Genomic DNA, 16,832 nt, shown 5'->3' on the forward strand with positions numbered 1-16,832 from the left:
GTCGCCAGGAACCATAGTCCCCGGCACCGACAACGCCGAGGGGCGGCGGCCCTGTCGGCCGCCGCCCCGTCACGCGTGCGTGCGTTACGCGGTCAGCTTCGCGAGCGCCGCGTCGATCCTGGCCAGCGTCTTCTCCCGGCCCAGGATCTCCAGGGACTCGAAGAGCGGCAGGCCGACCGTACGGCCGGTGACGGCGACGCGGACCGGGGCCTGGGCCTTGCCGAGCTTCAGGCCGTGGGTCTCACCGGCAGCCAGGACCGCCTCCTTGAGGGAGTCGGGCGAGGACCAGTCGGCCTGGTCCAGCTTCTCCCGGGCCGTGCGCAGCAGGGCGTCGGAGCCCTCCTTCATCGCCTTGGCCCAGGACGCCTCGTCCTCGGCCGGCTCCGGCAGGAAGAGGAAGTCGACGTTGTCGGTGATCTCGGAGAGGACCTTGAGGCGGGTCTGCGCGTGCGGCGCGACGGCCTGCCACTTGGCCTCGTCGAAGTCCTCGGGCGCCCAGGGCGCGAACGGCGCCCGCAGCCAGGGCGCGCAGCGCTCGGTGAAGTCCTTCACGTCGAGCAGCCGGATGTGGTCGCCGTTGATCGACTCGCACTTCTTCAGGTCGAAACGGGCCGGGTTGGGGTTCACGTCGGCGATGTCGAAGGCGGCGACCATCTCGTCCATCGTGAAGATGTCCTGGTCGGCCGAGAGCGACCAGCCCAGCAGGGAAAGGTAGTTGAGCAGTCCCTCGGGCAGGAAGCCGCGCTCCCGGTAGAGGTTGAGCGAGGCCTGCGGGTCGCGCTTGGAGAGCTTCTTGTTGCCCTCCCCCATGACGTACGGCAGGTGCCCGAAGGACGGCACCGACTTGGCGATGCCCAGCTCGGTCAGCGCCTTGTAGAGGGCGATCTGGCGGGGGGTGGAGGAGAGCAGGTCCTCGCCGCGCAGGACGTGGGTGATCTCCATGAGGGCGTCGTCGACCGGGTTGACGAGCGTGTAGAGCGGGGCGCCGTTGGCCCGGACGATCCCGTAGTCCGGCACGTTCTCCGGGGTGAAGGTCAGCTCGCCGCGGACCAGGTCCGTGAAGGTGATCGTCTCGTCGGGCATCCGGAACCGGACGATCGGCGTACGGCCTTCGGCCTGGTACGCCTCGACCTGCTCGGCGCTCAGGTCGCGGCAGTGGCCGTCGTAGCCGGACGGCCGGCCCGCGGCGCGGGCGGCGTCGCGGCGGGCGTCCAGCTCCTGCGTCGAGCAGTAGCAGTCGTAGGCGTGCCCGGCCTCCTTGAGCTTCCGCGCCACGTCCCGGTAGAGGTCCATGCGCTGCGACTGCCGGTACGGCGCGTGCGGGCCGCCGACCTCGGGGCCCTCGTCCCAGTCGAAGCCCAGCCAGCGCATCACGTCCAGGAGCTGGCCGTAGGACTCCTCGGAGTCGCGGGCCGCGTCGGTGTCCTCGATGCGGAAGACCAGCGTGCCCTGGTGGTGCCGGGCGAACGCCCAGTTGAACAGGGCGGTGCGGACCAGACCCACGTGCGGGTTGCCGGTGGGCGAGGGGCAGAAACGGACGCGGACGGGAGTGGAGGGGACGCTAGCCACGCTTGACAACCTTGTTGGTGAGAGTGCCGATGCCTTCGATGGTGACGGCGACCTCGTCGCCGACGGTGAGCGGTCCGACGCCTGCCGGGGTGCCCGTGAGGATCACGTCGCCGGGCAGCAGCGTCATGGCCTCGGTGATGTGGACGACCAGGTCCTCGATCGAGTGGATCATCTCGCTGGTCCGGCCGAGCTGCCGCTGCTGTCCGTTGACGGTGAGCTGGATGGTGAGGTCGGACGGGTCGAGGTCCGTCTCCACCCAGGGGCCGAGCGGGCAGGAGGTGTCGAAACCCTTGGCGCGGGCCCACTGCTTCTCGCGCTTCTGGACGTCCCGCGCGGTGATGTCGTTGGCGCAGGTGTAGCCGAGGATGACGTCCTTCACCCGGTGGCGCGGGACCTCGCGGCACATCCGGCCGATGACGACGGCGAGTTCGGCCTCGTGGTGGAGGTCCTCGGTGAAGGCCGGGTACTGGATCTCGTCACCGGGGCCGATCACCGAGGTGGACGGCTTGAAGAAGGCGAACGGGACGTCGGGCACCTCGTTGCCGAGTTCCCGGGCGTGCTCGGCGTAGTTGCGGCCGTAGGCGACGACCTTGTTGGGGAGCACCGGCGGCAGCAGCCGGACCTTGCTCAGCGGGACCTTCGTACCGGAGCGTTCGAAGTCCGCGAACGGGATGCCCTTGATGATGTCGAGGACGAGCTCTTCCGGCCTGTCGCCCTCGACCACGCCGAAGGCGACATTCCCGTCGATGGAGAATCTGGCGATGCGCACGGGATCCTGGCGCCCCTCACTGAACCGGCTGGAGTCTGACGCTCCAGGCTAGCGCGGTGCGGGGCGGGCGCCGCGCCGATCACTCCGCGGCGGCGGTGCCCGCGGTGACCGGGATCTCGTTGAGGACGGTGCGGCGCGGGTTGGCGGTCTGGACCGGCAGCTCGACAGGGTGCTCCGGGCGCTCGGCGGTGCGCAGCTCGACGGCGTCGTCGAGGTGCGCCAGCGTCGTGCGCCGCGGGTTGGCAATGTTGCGGAACATCATCGTCGTCTTCACGGTTGTTCTGGCCCTGTCGTGTCGGGGCGTCCGGAGGGTCCCGAGGACCCCGGTGCGGGCGCGTGTTGTCGGATTTGCCATCCCTGTAAAGCGTCAGGCTAAACATCCGATTCCCTGGGGAAGCGGTGAAGACCTCATGATCCAGGTGTGAGTTTGCTCACGAACCCATGGACGAATCGGTCAATCCGGACCCGCGCCCCAACCCAACGAAACGGACATTGCACTCCTGAAGCAGCCATTCCGCTCCTGATCATGCCGACTGGGACACGTCCCAGGTCCCGAGGGAACGGTGCCAATGGCCCGGTTTGCGGTACCTCGCTTCCCACGTCCGGTAACGCGTTCCTCACCGTCCGTCACGGAGGTCACAGCCTGGCCTACGGGCCTTGTTGGAGATCCTGCACTGTGCTGGAATTCCACGGACCGCCGCATGACGAGCCCGGCGCGCAGGGGGCGCACTCAGCGCCGGGGGGCGGCGACAGGGGGAGCAGCACCGGTCACTCACGACCACCACTGGGGGGCGCGTTCAGGGCGCTCCCCAAGACGCCGACACCGTCCTTCCGTTCACGCGGAGGGGCGCCTGGTCCAGAGGTTGCGACGCTAGTGCAGGGACGTTTCAAGAGGGATGGCAGTGCTTCGGCGAAGCCGGAGCCGCATGGCGGGGCTGGGCCCATGACCGGCAGCTCCTCGCCCCAGCACGCCCAGAACCCGGGCCCGGCACCGTCCGGCGACGGCGGAGAGCGCACGGGGCGACCCGGCGCGTCCGCGCCCCCGAGCCCCGCGCCCGCGGCCAAGGCGAAGAACGCCAACAGCCCCGGCTCGCGCGTCGCGCTGCGCAACTGGCGTATCTCCACCCGCCTGGTGTCGCTGCTCGCGCTGCCCGTGGTCGCGGCCACCTCGCTGGGCGCCCTGCGCATCAGCGACTCCATGAACGACATCCAGCAGCTCGACAACATGAAGCTGCTGACGGACATGACCAAGCAGGCCACCGAACTCGCCGCCGCGCTCCAGGAGGAGCGCGACCAGTCGGCCGGCCCGCTGGCGCACGGTGCGAAGGCCACCGACTACACGGTCAAGGGCTACGAAGAGAAGACCGACCGCGCCAAGGACAACTTCATCAACGCCTCGGAAGAGGTGGACAGCGCCAGTAAGGACGGCAACCTCCAGGGCGTCCGCGAGAGCCTGGTCGGCCTCGCCACCGAGCTCGACAACCTGGACAAGATCCGCAAGACGGCGTACCAGGCGAAGAACAACTCGACGCAGACGGTCGACGCCTACCACCGTCTGATCACCCAGCTGCTCACCCTCTCGCAGGACATGGCGGAGGCCACCAGCAACCCGGAGATGATCCAGCGCACCCGCGCGCTGGCCGCCTTCTCCTCGGCCAAGGAGTTCTCCTCCGTCCAGCGCGCCGTGATCGCGGCGGCCCTGCCGGCCAACAACTCGACGTTCGGCGACCTCTCCGACAACGACCGGCTGTACGCCGACTCCGCTCTGGAGAGCGAGAAGTCGGAACTGAGCATCTTCCGCAACATCTACGGCGACCAGGGCGCCGAGGAGCTCATCCAGCCCATCGAGGACGGCAACCCGACCATCGAGTCGGCGGACACCTACGCCAAGCGCGCCCTCGACAACGCCAACGGTCTGCGGTCGCTGGACAAGCGGTCGTACAAGGACTGGGTGGACGACAGCTCGACCAAGATCGAGCAGATGAAGAAGATCGAGCACACGCTCCTGGAGGACATGGAGCAGAAGGCCCGCGAGCTGCGCGCCGCCTCGGAGCGCGAGGCGATCATCTCCGGTGCGCTGATCCTCCTCGTGCTCGGTGTCTCCCTCGTCGGCGCCTTCGTCATCGCCCGGTCCATGATCCGCTCGCTGCGCCGGCTCCAGGAGACCGCCAACAAGGTCGCCCAGGACCGGCTGCCCGAGCTGGTCAAGCAGCTCTCGGAGGCGGACCCGCAGGACGTCGACACCTCCGTCGAGTCGGTCGGTGTGCACTCCCGGGACGAGATCGGCCAGGTGGCCGCGGCCTTCGACGACGTGCACCGCGAGGCGGTCCGGCTCGCCGCCGAGCAGGCCCTGCTGCGGGGCAACGTCAACGCGATGTTCACCAACCTCTCGCGCCGCTCCCAGGGCCTCATCCAGCGTCAGCTCTCGCTCATCTCCGAACTGGAGTCCCGCGAGGCCGACCCGGACCAGCTCTCCTCGCTCTTCAAGCTCGACCACCTCGCGACCCGTATGCGCCGTAACGGCGAGAACCTCCTGGTCCTCGCCGGTGAGGAGCCCGGCCGACGCTGGACCCGCCCGGTCCCGCTGGTCGACGTGCTCCGCGCCGCCGCCTCCGAGGTGGAGCAGTACGAGCGCATCGAGTTGTCCTCCGTGCCGACCACCGAAGTGGCCGGCCGGGTCGTCAACGACCTCGTGCACCTCCTCGCCGAGCTGCTGGAGAACGCCACCTCGTTCTCCTCGCCGCAGACCAAGGTGAAGGTCACCGGTCACGCCCTGCCCGACGGCCGGGTCCTGATCGAGATCCACGACACCGGCATCGGCCTCTCTCCCGAGGACCTCGCCGCGATCAACGAGCGGCTCGCCTCGCCGCCCACCGTGGACGTCTCCGTCTCCCGCCGCATGGGTCTGTTCGTGGTCGGCCGCCTCTCGCAGCGCCACGGCATCCGTATCCAGCTGCGTCCCTCCGACTCCGGTGGTACGACCGCGCTGGTCATGCTCCCGGTCGACGTGGCCCAGGGCGGCAAGAAGCCCGCTCCGGGCAAGCCCGGCCAGGGTCAGATGCCCGGTGGTCCGGCCGCTGCCGCCGGTGTGGCCGCCGCCCGTCGCGGCGGTGGCCAGGGCGGTGCGCTCGGCGCGGGCGCGCCCGCCGGTGGCGGACTGCTCGGCGCCGGTGCCTCTCCGCGCGGCCAGGTCGGTGCGGGCCAGGGCCCGCGGGCCGCGCTGCCCGGTGCGGGCGGCGGATATCCCGGCAACCCGGGCAACCCCGGCGGAGCGCGCGGACCGCAGGGTCCCGGCGCGCCCCAGCAGGGCCGGCCGGCTCCGGCGGGTACGGGTGCCGGCATGTTCGGCCAGGCCCCGGGCGCCTCTCAGGGCATGCAGTCCGCCGGTACCGGTGGGTCGCAGGGCTTCGGTGACGGCCGACGCCAGGACGCCTTCGGTGGCGGGGCCCCCGGTCCCGTACCGCCGCAGCGCACCGAGGAGAGCGCCGAGCAGCCGGGTCGCGGCAGCCGGCGGCGCGGTCGTCAGCCGCAGCTCCCGCCGCGCGGCGGTGCCCGGCCCGAACTGCCCGGCGGCACCGACAACCAGCAGCAGCGCGTGCCGAGTTGGAGCGACGAGAACGCCCAGCCCCCGGTGGGCCGGAGCAACCTCGACGCCCCGCGCGGCCACGACGAGCAGGACCCGGCGCAGACCTCGCGGATACCCCGTGTCGAGGACCGGCAGAATCCGGCCGCGACCGCGGAGATCCCCCGGTTCGACGCCCTCCAGGGTCCGGGCGCCACCTCCGAGTTCGCCCGGCCCGACTTCGACGGGCCGCGTCCGGGTGCCAACACCCCGCACGACAGCGGACAGTTCGCCCGTCCGGGCATGAACGGCCAGCAGAACAACGGCCAGTTCCCCCGCCCGAACGGGAACGGAGCGCCGGACACGGGTCAGTTCCCGCGTCAGGACTTCGACGACCGGCGCCCCGCCGCGAACACCCCGCAGAACCCGGGCCAGCAGTACGTCCGTTCGGACGTCTTCGGCACCACGCCGACCGGCCCGAACGGCGGGGCCAACAACCCGTCCAACCCGGCGAACACGGGCCAGTTCTCGGTCCCGCAGGCCTACGACGCCAACTCCACGGGCCAGTTCGCCACCCCGGGCTACGACAACGGATCCACCGGCCGGCACAATCCGCCGGGCCGTCAGAACCCGTCGGACACAGGCCAGTTCGAGCGACCGCAGGTCAACGGGACCGGCGGCGCCTACCCGAACAACGGCAACAGCAACGGGAACGGCAACCGCAACGGCGTCGACCACGGCGCCCCCGGCATCCCCGCCCCGCAGCGCCACGTCCGCCAGGAGCCCGAGGCGCTTCCGCCCGCGACGGGTCCGGGCGACGGACGCACTCCGCTGTACGACACGCTGGAGACCAACTGGTTCCACGGCCAGCAGGCGGGACAGCAGCAGAGCAACGGCTCCGCGGCAGCGCCCGAACCGCAGCCGCAGGCACCGCAGACTCCCGCGACTCCCCCCCAACGTCCCGCCACGACCGCCTGGCGCAGCTCTCCGAACGACGACCTCGTCCGGCAGGCAGAGCGCGTACGGCAGCCCGCGGCGGGCGGCGTCACCACCTCCGGCCTGCCGCGCCGGGTACCCCGGGCCAACCTCGTCCCGGGCACGGCTCAGCAGCAACAGCACCAAGCCGGTCCGCAGGTCTCGCGTGCGCCTGATGAGGTACGCGGACGGCTGACCAATCTCCGTCGGGGCATCGCACAGGGCCGGCAGGCCGGTTCGGGCAACGGCCAGACCGGCAGCTTCCCCAGCCCCACTCACCAGCAGGAGCGTTAGTTGAGCCAGATGAGCCAGGCGGCACAGAACCTCAACTGGTTGATAACCAACTTCGTGGACAACACCCCGGGTGTGTCCCACACCGTCGTCGTCTCCGCCGACGGCCTCCTTCTGGCCATGTCGGAAGGGTTCCCGCGCGACCGCGCCGACCAGCTCGCCGCGGTCGCGTCGGGGCTCACCTCGCTGACGGCCGGGGCATCCCGGATCTTCGAGGGCGGCAGCGTGGCACAGACGGTCGTGGAGATGGAGCGAGGATTTCTCTTCCTCATGTCCGTCTCCGACGGCTCGTCGCTGGCGGTGCTGGCGCACCCCGAGTGCGACATCGGCCTCGTCGGCTACGAGATGGCACTGCTCGTCGACCGTGCGGGGGCGGTCCTCACACCGGACCTGCGCGCCGAACTCCAGGGCAGTCTGCTTCACTGACCGGCCCCGGCACCACCCGCCTCACCAAATCACCGTCCGGCCGCCACAATCCCCCCACCGGCCCCGTCAGACGGCCAGCCCTACCGACTTGCTGTCCCGCCCGGAGGATTCATGACCCCGCCCACCGCCTCTCATGATCCGTACGCCGAGCCGTACGGGGACGAGGGCGACCAGCCGCTGGTACGTCCGTACGCGATGACCGGCGGCCGGACCAGGCCGCGCTACCAGCTCGCCATCGAGGCCCTGATCAGCACCACGGCCGACCCGGCGGCGCTCATGGGACTGCTCCCTGAGCACCAGCGCATCTGCCACCTGTGCCGTGAGGTCAAGTCGGTCGCCGAGGTGTCGGCACTCCTGGCCATGCCACTCGGTGTGGCCCGCATCCTCGTCGCGGACCTCGCCGAGGCCGGCCTGGTGGCCATCCACCAGCCGGGCGGCGACGAGAACAACGGCGGCGCTCCGGACGTGACGCTGCTCGAAAGGGTGCTCAGTGGACTTCGCAAGCTCTGACGGAGGGCGGGCGACCACCTCCGCGAAGATCGTGGTGGCGGGTGGCTTCGGCGTGGGCAAGACCACGTTCGTCGGCGCCGTTTCGGAGATCAACCCGCTGCGCACGGAGGCCGTGATGACGTCCGCTTCGGCGGGCATCGACGACCTCACCCACACCGGGGACAAGACCACCACCACGGTGGCCATGGACTTCGGCCGTATCACGCTCGACCAGGACCTGATCCTGTACCTGTTCGGCACGCCCGGCCAGGACCGTTTCTGGTTCATGTGGGACGACCTGGTGCGCGGCGCGATCGGCGCCGTGGTCCTGGTGGACACCCGGCGTCTCGCCGACTGCTTCCCCGCGGTCGACTACTTCGAGAACAGCGGACTGCCGTTCGTCATCGCCCTCAACGGCTTCGACGGACACCAGCCGTACTCGCCGGAAGAGGTGCGCGAGGCTCTGCAGATCGGTCCGGACGCACCGATCATCACGACGGACGCCCGGCACCGCGCGGACGCCAAGTCCGCGCTGATCACGCTGGTGGAGCACGCTCTCATGGCCCGGCTCCGGTAGCCCGGGCGTGGCGTACCATGCAAGTCGGCAGTGCCGTACCGCAGTTGTCGTAGATGTCCCGGAGCCGACTGTGGCCTTTGCCACGGTCGGCCCCGGTGGTTCATAACGTTTCGGCAGTGGAATGAGCCGATACGGCCACGCCACGCGGTCACCCGGTGCCTGTGCGCTCACCATCGCCCCGCCTTTTGGCGGGGCTCGTTCTTTATGACCGTTTTATCTGGGGCCTACATCACTTGGAATCCCGGGTTTCCAGTGTTTGGATTCGCGCAGGCCCCCGTGCTGGAATGCCTGAACTGCCTAATAGTCAAAGACGTACTGACAGTCAGAGGTCAGTGACACACCGGGTTCTGAGATACCGCGGCACATCGTAGGTGCCGGCCGCCGAGAGGTTGTTGGTCGAGTGAGGCGAAGCAAGAACGGTCCCGAGCCGTCGGCCCGGGGCAACTTCACCCCGCCGCCGCGCGGAGCGGCGACCTCCCCTGTGCCGGGCGCGGAGCCCACGGCCACCCCCCCGCCGAGCGGCGGTCGTCTCTCTCCGCGCAACTGGCGGGTGCCGACCCGGCTGAACGCGATCCTGCTCATACCCGTGATGGTCGGCCTCGTCATGGGCGGCTTCCAGGTGCGGAGTTCGATCGAGACGTGGCAGAACGCGCAGGACGCGGAGCAGACCGCCCGTCTGGTGCGCGCCTCCCTCGCCTACAGCGACGCGCTGTACGAGGAGCGGGACAACAGCGCCGCGCCCCTGCTGCTCAACAACGACAAGGCGACCGTCACCGCCGTCCGCAAGAACACCGACCAGGCGGCCGACGCCTTCGACGCGGCGGCCCGGAACATGCCCCACAAGGCCGGTCTCGAACGCCGCCTCAAGCTCTTCCGGGTCCAGGAGCCCAAACTCCAGACCCTGCGCACGGCCGCCTTCACCACCAAGCTCACCGGTGTGCAGACCGAAGAGGGCTACACCGAGATCGCCCACCCGCTGATGGAGTTCGCCAACGAACTCGGCCTGGGCACCGGCAACATCACCAGCTACGGCCGTACCGTCTACGCGATCTCCCTCACCAAGGCCGCCCTCTCGCTGGAGCGGTCCATCGGCATGCACTTGCTGGTCAAGCCGGGTCCCGACGCGGGCAACCTGGCCAGCCAGCGCGTCGCGATCTCGTCGTACGCCTATCTGGAGCGGATCGCCGTAGAGGAGTACACCGGCGGCGGTACCGCGGCCGACGCGGCGAAGCTCACGGCGGCCACGAAGAAGATCCAGACGGACGGTGCCGCGCTGGCGGCGCAGGAGAAGGGCAAGGACTCCTCCTACGTGCCCCCGCCGTCCGACCCGACCACGATGGTCTCGGCGCTGGCGACCCTGAAGGGCACCGACCCGCTCTACCGTGAGGCCCTCGCGCAGAACGGCATCACGGCCAAGAACTGGTGGGCGGTCAACACCCTCAAGTACAACGCGTATCACAAGATCGAGTTCGACCTCGCCGACAAGGCGGTGAACGAGGCCGCCGGCATCGCCGACGACGCCAAGCAGTCCGCGATCATCACCGGCGCGGCCGTCGTGGTCGCCCTGCTCGCCGCGTTCATCCTGGCCGGCATGATGGCCCGCCAGATGAGCCGCGCGATGCGCCAGCTGCGCAACGCGGCCTTCGGGATCGCCGAGCAGCGGCTGCCGATGCTCGTCGACCAGCTCTCCCGCACCGACCCGGGCCGGGTCGACACCCGGGTGGCGCCGATCCCCATCACCACGACCGACGAGATCGGCGAAGTCGCCCGCGCCTTCGACCAGGTGCACCGGGAGGCCGTCCGGCTCGCCGCCGAACAGGCCCTGCTGCGCGGCAACATCAACGCGATCTTCACCAACCTCTCGCGCCGCAACCAGTCCTTGATCGAGGGCCAGTTGACCCTCATCACCGGCCTGGAGAACAACGAGGCCGACCCCGACCAGCTGGAGAACCTCTTCCGCCTGGACCACCTCGCGACCCGTATGCGCCGCAACGGCGAGAACCTCCTGGTCCTCGCCGGCGAGGAGCCGGGCCGCCGCTGGGACCAGCCGGTCCCGCTGGTCGACGTACTGCGCGCCGCCTCCTCCGAGGTGGAGCAGTACGAGCGCATCGAACTCTCCGGTGTCCCCGAGGCCGAGATCCACGGCCGTGCCGTGACCGACCTCGTGCACCTGCTGGCCGAGCTGCTGGAGAACGCCACGACGTTCTCCTCCCCGCAGACCAAGGTCCGGGTGACCGCCACCCGTCTCCCCGACGGCCGGATCATGATCGAGATCCACGACAAGGGCATCGGCCTGACCGCCGAGGACTTCGCGGACATCAACCACAAGCTGGCCAACCCGCCGACCGTGGACGTCGCGATCTCCCAGCGCATGGGCCTCTTCGTGGTCGGCCGGCTCTCCGACCGGCACGGCATCCGGGTCCAGCTGCGCCCCTCCGGCGAGCAGGCCGGCACCACCTCGCTGGTGATGCTGCCGGACGCGATCACCCACGGCGGCGGCGGCGAACAGCAGCTCCAGCGCGACGAGTTCACCGTCTCGCAGATCATGCCGGAGCAGCCGCGACCGCAGTCTCAGCCGCAACCGCAGTTCCGGGGTGAGGACTTCAACCACCCGCCGCTGCGCACGGCCGCCGAGCTGGGCTTCGACGACACCCGGTACTCCGAGGTCCCCGACGACATCCGCGAGCTGGACCCGGTGGGCCGCTCCCTGATGCGCGACGAGCGCCGCGCGGCGCTGGAGCCGGAGTCGCCCAAGCCGGCGCAGGAGGCCCCCGAAGCGCCGTCCTACCCGGAGTTCGACGCTTCCCAGCAGCAGCCGTACGGCAACGGGCAGCAGGGGTACCAGGAGCAGCCCGCGGCGTACGACGGTGGGCCGGCGTACGAGGAGCAGCAGACGTCGTACGACGCACCGCAGCAGCCCGCGTACGACGAGCAGTACTACGCGCCGAACGGCGGGCTGCCGCAGAACGGCTCCTTCCCCGACTCCTATGCGCAGGGCGGCGGTTACCCCGAGCCCTCGTATGCGGAACCGGTGCAGGAGGAGCAGGCGGCGGCCCACCCCGCTCCCTCGGAGACGTTCCCCACTTTCGATAAGCCGTCCTACCAGGACGACTGGCCGCAGCAGCCCGGTTACCAGAACGGCTATCCGGACCAGTACGCTCCGGAAGCGGAATCCGCGCAGGCCACTGACGTGGGCGAGCCGGACCGCGTAGGCTTCGACCGTCCGGGACCGGCCCCCTCCGCCGCTCACGCGCTGACCGACGCCGGACTGCCGCGCCGCGGTTCCGGTGCGAGCGGCAGCAGCAGCAGCAACGGCAGCGGGCCCGTACGCCAGGAACAGCCGGCCTCCGTGCCGGAGAGCAACGGCAGTGCGAACGGGACGGCCGTCGGTCCCACGGACTGGCGCTCGGCGAACGACGCGCGCTGGCAGCAGGCGTCGCAGCTGAAGAAGCCGAAGGCAGGCGGGGTCACCTCCTCCGGTCTGCCGCGGCGGGTACCCAAGGCCAACCTGGTCGAGGGCACCGCCGAAGCGACGCCCCAGGGCGGCCCACAGGTCTCCCGCGCTCCCGAGGACATCCGGGGCAGGCTGAGCAATCTGCGCCGCGGCGTCCAGCGGGGGCGCAGCGCAGGAAGCGAAACGAACGGCCAGGCCACTGGAGATCAGCACAGTGGGCCTGACAGCACCTACCACCAGGAGCGTTAGTGTGAGCCCGATGAGCCAGGCGGCGCAGAACCTGAACTGGTTGATCACCAACTTCGTGGACAACACCCCTGGTGTGTCCCACACGGTGGTGGTCTCCGCCGACGGACTCCTTCTGGCGATGTCCGAAGGGTTCCCCCGCGACCGCGCCGACCAGTTGGCGGCCGTCGCGTCGGGACTTACCTCACTGACCGCGGGTGCCTCGCGCATCTTCGAGGGCGGCAGCGTGGCACAGACGGTCGTGGAGATGGAGCGGGGATTCCTCTTCCTCATGTCCGTCTCCGACGGATCCTCACTCGCGGTTCTCGCTCATCCCGAGGCGGACATCGGCCTCATCGGGTACGAGATGGCGCTTCTGGTCGACCGTGCGGGTACGGTCCTGACCCCGGACCTTCGCGCAGAACTCCAGGGGAGCATTCTCAACTAACAGACAGACGGTGCGAATTGGTGTCCCGAGGCCATAAGGTTTCGGGACGCGGCTCCACATTGATGGGTGCCCGGCACAGTCGGAGGAGGAGAAAGTGGCAACACCCCCAGGCGGTTCGTCTTCGGGCAACTGGTCGTACGGCCCCCACCAGGGGCAGGGCGACGGTTCCCAGAACCGATACGACTTTCCCTCCTCCCCCAACTCGCACCGCCGTCCGTACCCGGGCCCGCAGGGTCCCGGACCTTCGCCGTACGATCAGCCGCCGGCACCGCGCATCCAGCCGGTGCAGCCGCAGCGCCGCGCTCCTGAAGCGGCACCGGCCGGATCGGCCAGCAATCCCTTGGTGCGCCCGTACGCCATGACGGGCGGTCGCACCAGGCCGCGGTACCAGCTCGCCATCGAGGCACTGGTGCACACCACCGCGGCTCCGCACCAGATGCACGGGCAGCTGCCCGAGCATCAGCGGATCTGCAACCTCTGCCGGGAGATCAAGTCGGTGGCCGAGATCTCGGCCCTCCTGACGATCCCTCTCGGCGTGGCCAGGATTCTCGTCGCCGACTTGGCGGAGGCGGGCCTGGTCGCCATTCATCAACCGGGCGGCGACGAGAGCGCCGGCGGCCAGCCAGACGTGACACTGCTCGAAAGGGTGCTCAGTGGACTTCGCAAGCTCTAGCGGCGGTCCTTCCCGCTCCACCACCTCGGCGAAGATCGTGGTGGCGGGTGGCTTCGGCGTGGGTAAGACCACGTTCGTCGGGGCCGTCTCGGAGATCAACCCGCTGCGTACCGAGGCCGTGATGACGTCCGCTTCGGCGGGCATCGACGACCTCACCCACACCGGAGACAAGACGACCACGACGGTCGCCATGGACTTCGGCCGTATCACCCTGGACCAGGACCTGATCCTGTACCTCTTCGGTACACCCGGCCAGGACCGTTTCTGGTTCATGTGGGACGACCTGGTGCGCGGCGCCATCGGCGCCATCGTCCTGGTGGACACCCGGCGTCTCGCCGACTGCTTCCCCGCGGTCGACTACTTCGAGAACTCGGGTCTCCCCTTCGTCATCGCCCTCAACGGCTTCGACGGCCAGCAGCCGTACAACCCGGACGAGGTCCGCGAGGCCCTCCAGATCGGTCCGGACACCCCGATCATCACGACGGACGCCCGCCACCGCGCGGACGCCAAGTCGGCCCTGATCACCCTGGTCGAACACGCCCTGATGGCCCGCCTGCGGTAGCCACCTCCACCCCGGCATCGGACAGGGGCGGCAGCCGAACACCGGCTGCCGCCCCTGTCAGCGTCCGCGTCCCGATCGCCTACGGCCGCGTCCGCATCACGACAGAAGTGACGCACCGTCCCCGACAGCGCCCGCCTGGGTCGCACAGGCGCAGGCGAACGGCAACCACTTGTCGAGTACGCCGTCCAGGGCCGGCTGATCAAAATTCGCGGCGGCGCTGAGCCACTCCTGCTCGAAACCCTGTAGCCAGTCCGGCCGCCGCTCAAGCGCCGCACGAATGGCGTCCGGCGTTCTCTCGCAGGGGTTCGGGTCCACTTCCACTTCGTGGGCCATGATCGGCGGCCTCCGGCGACGAGCGGTGGGGTTTCCCCGGCTCGAACTCGGTTGAAAGGCTGGGGAAGAGTCGGTAGCCGACGGCCGGGCTCCGGGTGGCCCTAGGATACGGTAGTCATGGCGATTTCCCTCTGCGTGTGGGGGGAGGAGAAACCAGTGGCAGCGACTGGCCCACCCACGCTGAGGCAGCGACGCCTGGGAACCGAGCCGCGCAAGCTCCGCGAGCGGGCTGGGCTGAGTTCTACGGCGGGTGCCGCGCGCATCGGCCTCCAGCAGGCCCGGATGAGCATGATGGAGGCCGGCCGGCACGGTGTCAGCGACGATCGCGTGCGCACTCTGGCACTCGCCTACTCCTGCGACGACAGCGACCTGGTCGAGGCATCGGCCGCGATGACCGGTCGCCGCGGCCGGGGTTGGTGGGACGAATACCGAGAGCTGCTCCCGCCCTCGCTCGTCGAGGTCGCCGAGTTCGAGGCCGACGCCACCGAGCTGCGGGTCGGCGTGGTCGTCACCATGCCGGGCCTGGTGCAGACACTCGACCACGCGCGCGCGGCGTTCCGGCAGAGCGTCCCCGCCCTGCACCCCCACGAGATCGAGCACCGGGTCTCGTTCCGCATCAAACGTCAGGCGATCCTCTTCGCGCAGCGGCCGACCCCTTACACCGCGATCGTCCACGAAGCCTCTCTGCGGATGCGGGTGGGCTCTCCGGGCATGATGCGCGACCAGCTCCTGCACCTGAACGAGATGAGCGAGCGCGGCAACATCCGCGTCCTCGTCGTCCCCTTCGACCAGGTCGACTTCCCGGCTTCGGGGCAGCCCATCAGTTACGCCTCAGGGCTCGTCCCTCAGCTGGACACGGTCCTGCTCGACTCCGACCACAGCTGTGAATTCCTGGACGCCGAAGCCCGGTTGCACCGATACCGCTCCGCACTCGACCGCATGGAAGCGTGCGCGCTCACGCCCCAGAAGAGCCGCGACTTCATCCGCCGCCTCGCCAAGGACCTGCGAGGGAAACACATGCATGCCTACGCTCGGCAGAAGTCCTCGTACAGCACCGAGGGTGCGAACTGCCTCAACCTCGCCACCGCACTCGACGACACCCTCCGCCTCCGGGAGAGTGACGATCCCGACCGAATACTGGCCGTTGGCCGCGAGGGACTCTCCGCGCTGCTGGCGATGATCAAGGGCGCGTCGGCCGACGGCTGACGAGTGACCGCCCCTGTTGCCTGGGTGGGCCCCGAAAACAGGGAATCGCCGGACAGTCTCCTCGCGGAGTCCGTCCGGCGATTCGACCGGCAGGTGTTCAGCCCTGCCAGGAGTGCGGGGCGCGGAAGCCGGGGGTGCGCTCCAGCCGACGCCAGCCGGCCGCCCTCGGCTTGGCGTGGGCGCGGTGTTCGGGGCGGGCCGGGGCGGCCGCGGCGCGGGCCAGCAGGAGGGCCGTGATGGCGGCGACTTCCTCGGGCCCGGCGTGGCCCTTCTCGACGCGGATGTCAGGGGTGTTCATAGGTCTCAGTCTCCGTGAGAGAGGTTTCCGCGGGGGTGCCGCGAAGGATCCGCTGGGTTACTGCGGGGGGTTGCCGTGCTTGCGGGAGGGCAGGTCCGCGTGCTTGGTCTGGAGCATCGCGAGTGACCTGACCAGTACCTCGCGGGTCTCGGCGGGGTCGATGACGTCGTCGACCAGGCCGCGCTCGGCCGCGTAGTAGGGGTGCATCAGCTCGGACTTGTACTCCTTGACCATCCGCGTCCGCATCGCCTCGGGATCCTCGGCCCCCGTGATCTGGCGGCGGAAGATGACGTTGGCGGCGCCCTCTGCGCCCATCACCGCGATCTCGTTGGTCGGCCAGGCGTAGGTGAGGTCGGCGCCGATGGACTGGCTGTCCATGACGATGTAGGCGCCGCCGTAGGCCTTGCGCAGGATGAGCGAGATCCGCGGCACGGTGGCGTTGCAGTAGGCGTAGAGGAGTTTGGCGCCGTGGCGGATGATGCCGCCGTGCTCCTGGTCGACGCCGGGCAGGAAGCCGGGCACGTCCAGGAAAGTGACGATCGGGATGTTAAAAGCGTCACACATCTGGACAAAGCGCGCAGCTTTTTCGCTCGCCTCGATGTCCAGCACGCCGGCGAGGGTCTGGGGCTGGTTGGCGACGATGCCGACGACCTGGCCGTCGATGCGGGCCAGCGCGCAGATGATGTTGCGCGCCCAGCGCTCGTGGACCTCCAGGTAGTCGCCGTCGTCGACGATCTCCTCGATGACCTTGCCCATGTCGTAGGGCCGGTTGCCGTCCGCCGGTACGAGGTCCAGGAGGATCTCGGAGCGGCGGTCCGCGGCGTCGGAGGCCTCGGTACGGGGCGGGTTCTCGCGGTTGTTCTGCGGGAGCATCGACAGCAGGTAGCGCACCTCGGCGAGGCAGGTCTCCTCGTCGTCGTAGGCGAAGTGGCACACCCCGGAGGTCTCGGCGTGCACGTCCGCGCCGCCCAGGCC

General features: G+C 69.8%; 15 protein-coding genes. 9 read left to right on the forward strand and 6 right to left on the reverse strand.

Annotated features, from left to right (window positions below; all coding sequences use genetic code 11):
- Positions 1 to 84: 84 nt before the first annotated feature.
- The 3 genes from gltX to ABZT12_RS14580 all read right to left on the reverse strand — a co-directional run bounded on the left by gltX (position 85) and on the right by ABZT12_RS14580 (position 2,612).
- Complete coding sequence (gene gltX, locus ABZT12_RS14570) at positions 85 to 1,569, reverse strand: glutamate--tRNA ligase (RefSeq protein WP_356382776.1); 1,485 nt, start codon at positions 1,567 to 1,569, stop codon at positions 85 to 87.
- Complete coding sequence (locus tag ABZT12_RS14575; protein ID WP_356382779.1) at positions 1,562 to 2,338, reverse strand: fumarylacetoacetate hydrolase family protein; 777 nt, start codon at positions 2,336 to 2,338, stop codon at positions 1,562 to 1,564. Before ABZT12_RS14575 ends, gltX begins: the two co-directional genes overlap by 8 nt.
- A gap of 79 nt (positions 2,339 to 2,417) precedes the next feature.
- The gene (locus ABZT12_RS14580; RefSeq protein WP_356382782.1) at positions 2,418 to 2,612 is read right to left on the reverse strand and encodes a hypothetical protein; all 195 of its coding nucleotides are present in this window, start codon (positions 2,610 to 2,612) and stop codon (positions 2,418 to 2,420) included.
- Between the two features lie 600 nt (positions 2,613 to 3,212).
- Between ABZT12_RS14580 and ABZT12_RS14585 the strand changes: the two genes are divergently transcribed.
- From ABZT12_RS14585 to ABZT12_RS14620, 8 genes are all read left to right on the forward strand, one after another.
- Positions 3,213 to 7,169: a nitrate- and nitrite sensing domain-containing protein gene (locus tag ABZT12_RS14585; RefSeq protein ID WP_356382785.1), complete on the forward strand. Its 3,957-nt coding sequence runs from the start codon at positions 3,213 to 3,215 to the stop codon at positions 7,167 to 7,169.
- A 9-nt stretch (positions 7,170 to 7,178) separates the two neighbouring features.
- Entirely contained in the window at positions 7,179 to 7,592 is a 414-nt protein-coding gene (locus ABZT12_RS14590; protein WP_003993189.1) for a roadblock/LC7 domain-containing protein, read from the forward strand.
- A gap of 111 nt (positions 7,593 to 7,703) precedes the next feature.
- Positions 7,704 to 8,102: a DUF742 domain-containing protein gene (locus tag ABZT12_RS14595; RefSeq protein WP_019058642.1), complete on the forward strand. Its 399-nt coding sequence runs from the start codon at positions 7,704 to 7,706 to the stop codon at positions 8,100 to 8,102.
- Positions 8,083 to 8,658 carry an ATP/GTP-binding protein gene (locus ABZT12_RS14600; RefSeq protein WP_121406161.1) on the forward strand — a complete coding sequence of 192 codons (576 nt, stop codon included), beginning with the start codon at positions 8,083 to 8,085 and terminating at the stop codon, positions 8,656 to 8,658. Before ABZT12_RS14595 ends, ABZT12_RS14600 begins: the two co-directional genes overlap by 20 nt.
- Before the next feature lie 400 nt (positions 8,659 to 9,058).
- Positions 9,059 to 12,361: a nitrate- and nitrite sensing domain-containing protein gene (locus ABZT12_RS14605; RefSeq protein ID WP_356382789.1), complete on the forward strand. Its 3,303-nt coding sequence runs from the start codon at positions 9,059 to 9,061 to the stop codon at positions 12,359 to 12,361.
- A gap of 10 nt (positions 12,362 to 12,371) precedes the next feature.
- The gene (locus tag ABZT12_RS14610; protein WP_356382833.1) at positions 12,372 to 12,785 is read left to right on the forward strand and encodes a roadblock/LC7 domain-containing protein; all 414 of its coding nucleotides are present in this window, start codon (positions 12,372 to 12,374) and stop codon (positions 12,783 to 12,785) included.
- A gap of 94 nt (positions 12,786 to 12,879) precedes the next feature.
- Positions 12,880 to 13,458 carry a DUF742 domain-containing protein gene (locus tag ABZT12_RS14615; RefSeq protein WP_356382792.1) on the forward strand — a complete coding sequence of 193 codons (579 nt, stop codon included), beginning with the start codon at positions 12,880 to 12,882 and terminating at the stop codon, positions 13,456 to 13,458.
- Positions 13,439 to 14,020 (forward strand): ATP/GTP-binding protein, encoded by a 582-nt coding sequence (locus ABZT12_RS14620; protein ID WP_009314218.1) that lies wholly within the window; start codon positions 13,439 to 13,441, stop codon positions 14,018 to 14,020. Before ABZT12_RS14615 ends, ABZT12_RS14620 begins: the two co-directional genes overlap by 20 nt.
- Positions 14,021 to 14,116: 96 nt before the next feature.
- Here the strand turns inward: ABZT12_RS14620 and ABZT12_RS14625 are convergent, their stop codons facing one another.
- The gene (locus ABZT12_RS14625) at positions 14,117 to 14,353 is read right to left on the reverse strand and encodes a hypothetical protein (RefSeq protein ID WP_356382795.1); all 237 of its coding nucleotides are present in this window, start codon (positions 14,351 to 14,353) and stop codon (positions 14,117 to 14,119) included.
- Positions 14,354 to 14,509: 156 nt separating this feature from the next.
- Between ABZT12_RS14625 and ABZT12_RS14630 the strand changes: the two genes are divergently transcribed.
- Entirely contained in the window at positions 14,510 to 15,559 is a 1,050-nt protein-coding gene (locus ABZT12_RS14630) for a Scr1 family TA system antitoxin-like transcriptional regulator (RefSeq protein WP_356382798.1), read from the forward strand.
- A gap of 97 nt (positions 15,560 to 15,656) precedes the next feature.
- Here ABZT12_RS14630 and ABZT12_RS14635 read toward each other — a convergent pair whose 3' ends face one another.
- Together ABZT12_RS14635 and ABZT12_RS14640 are read right to left on the reverse strand one after the other, a co-directional pair.
- Positions 15,657 to 15,857, reverse strand: a complete 201-nt coding sequence (locus ABZT12_RS14635; RefSeq protein WP_356382801.1) for an acyl-CoA carboxylase epsilon subunit — start codon at positions 15,855 to 15,857, stop codon at positions 15,657 to 15,659.
- Between the two features lie 57 nt (positions 15,858 to 15,914).
- The coding region (locus ABZT12_RS14640) for a carboxyl transferase domain-containing protein (RefSeq protein ID WP_356382804.1) at positions 15,915 to 16,832 on the reverse strand (918 nt) is incomplete at its 5' end.

The organism is Streptomyces sp. NPDC005423 (assembly GCF_040606415.1).
In the GTDB taxonomy this organism is placed as follows: Bacteria; Actinomycetota; Actinomycetes; order Streptomycetales; family Streptomycetaceae; genus Streptomyces.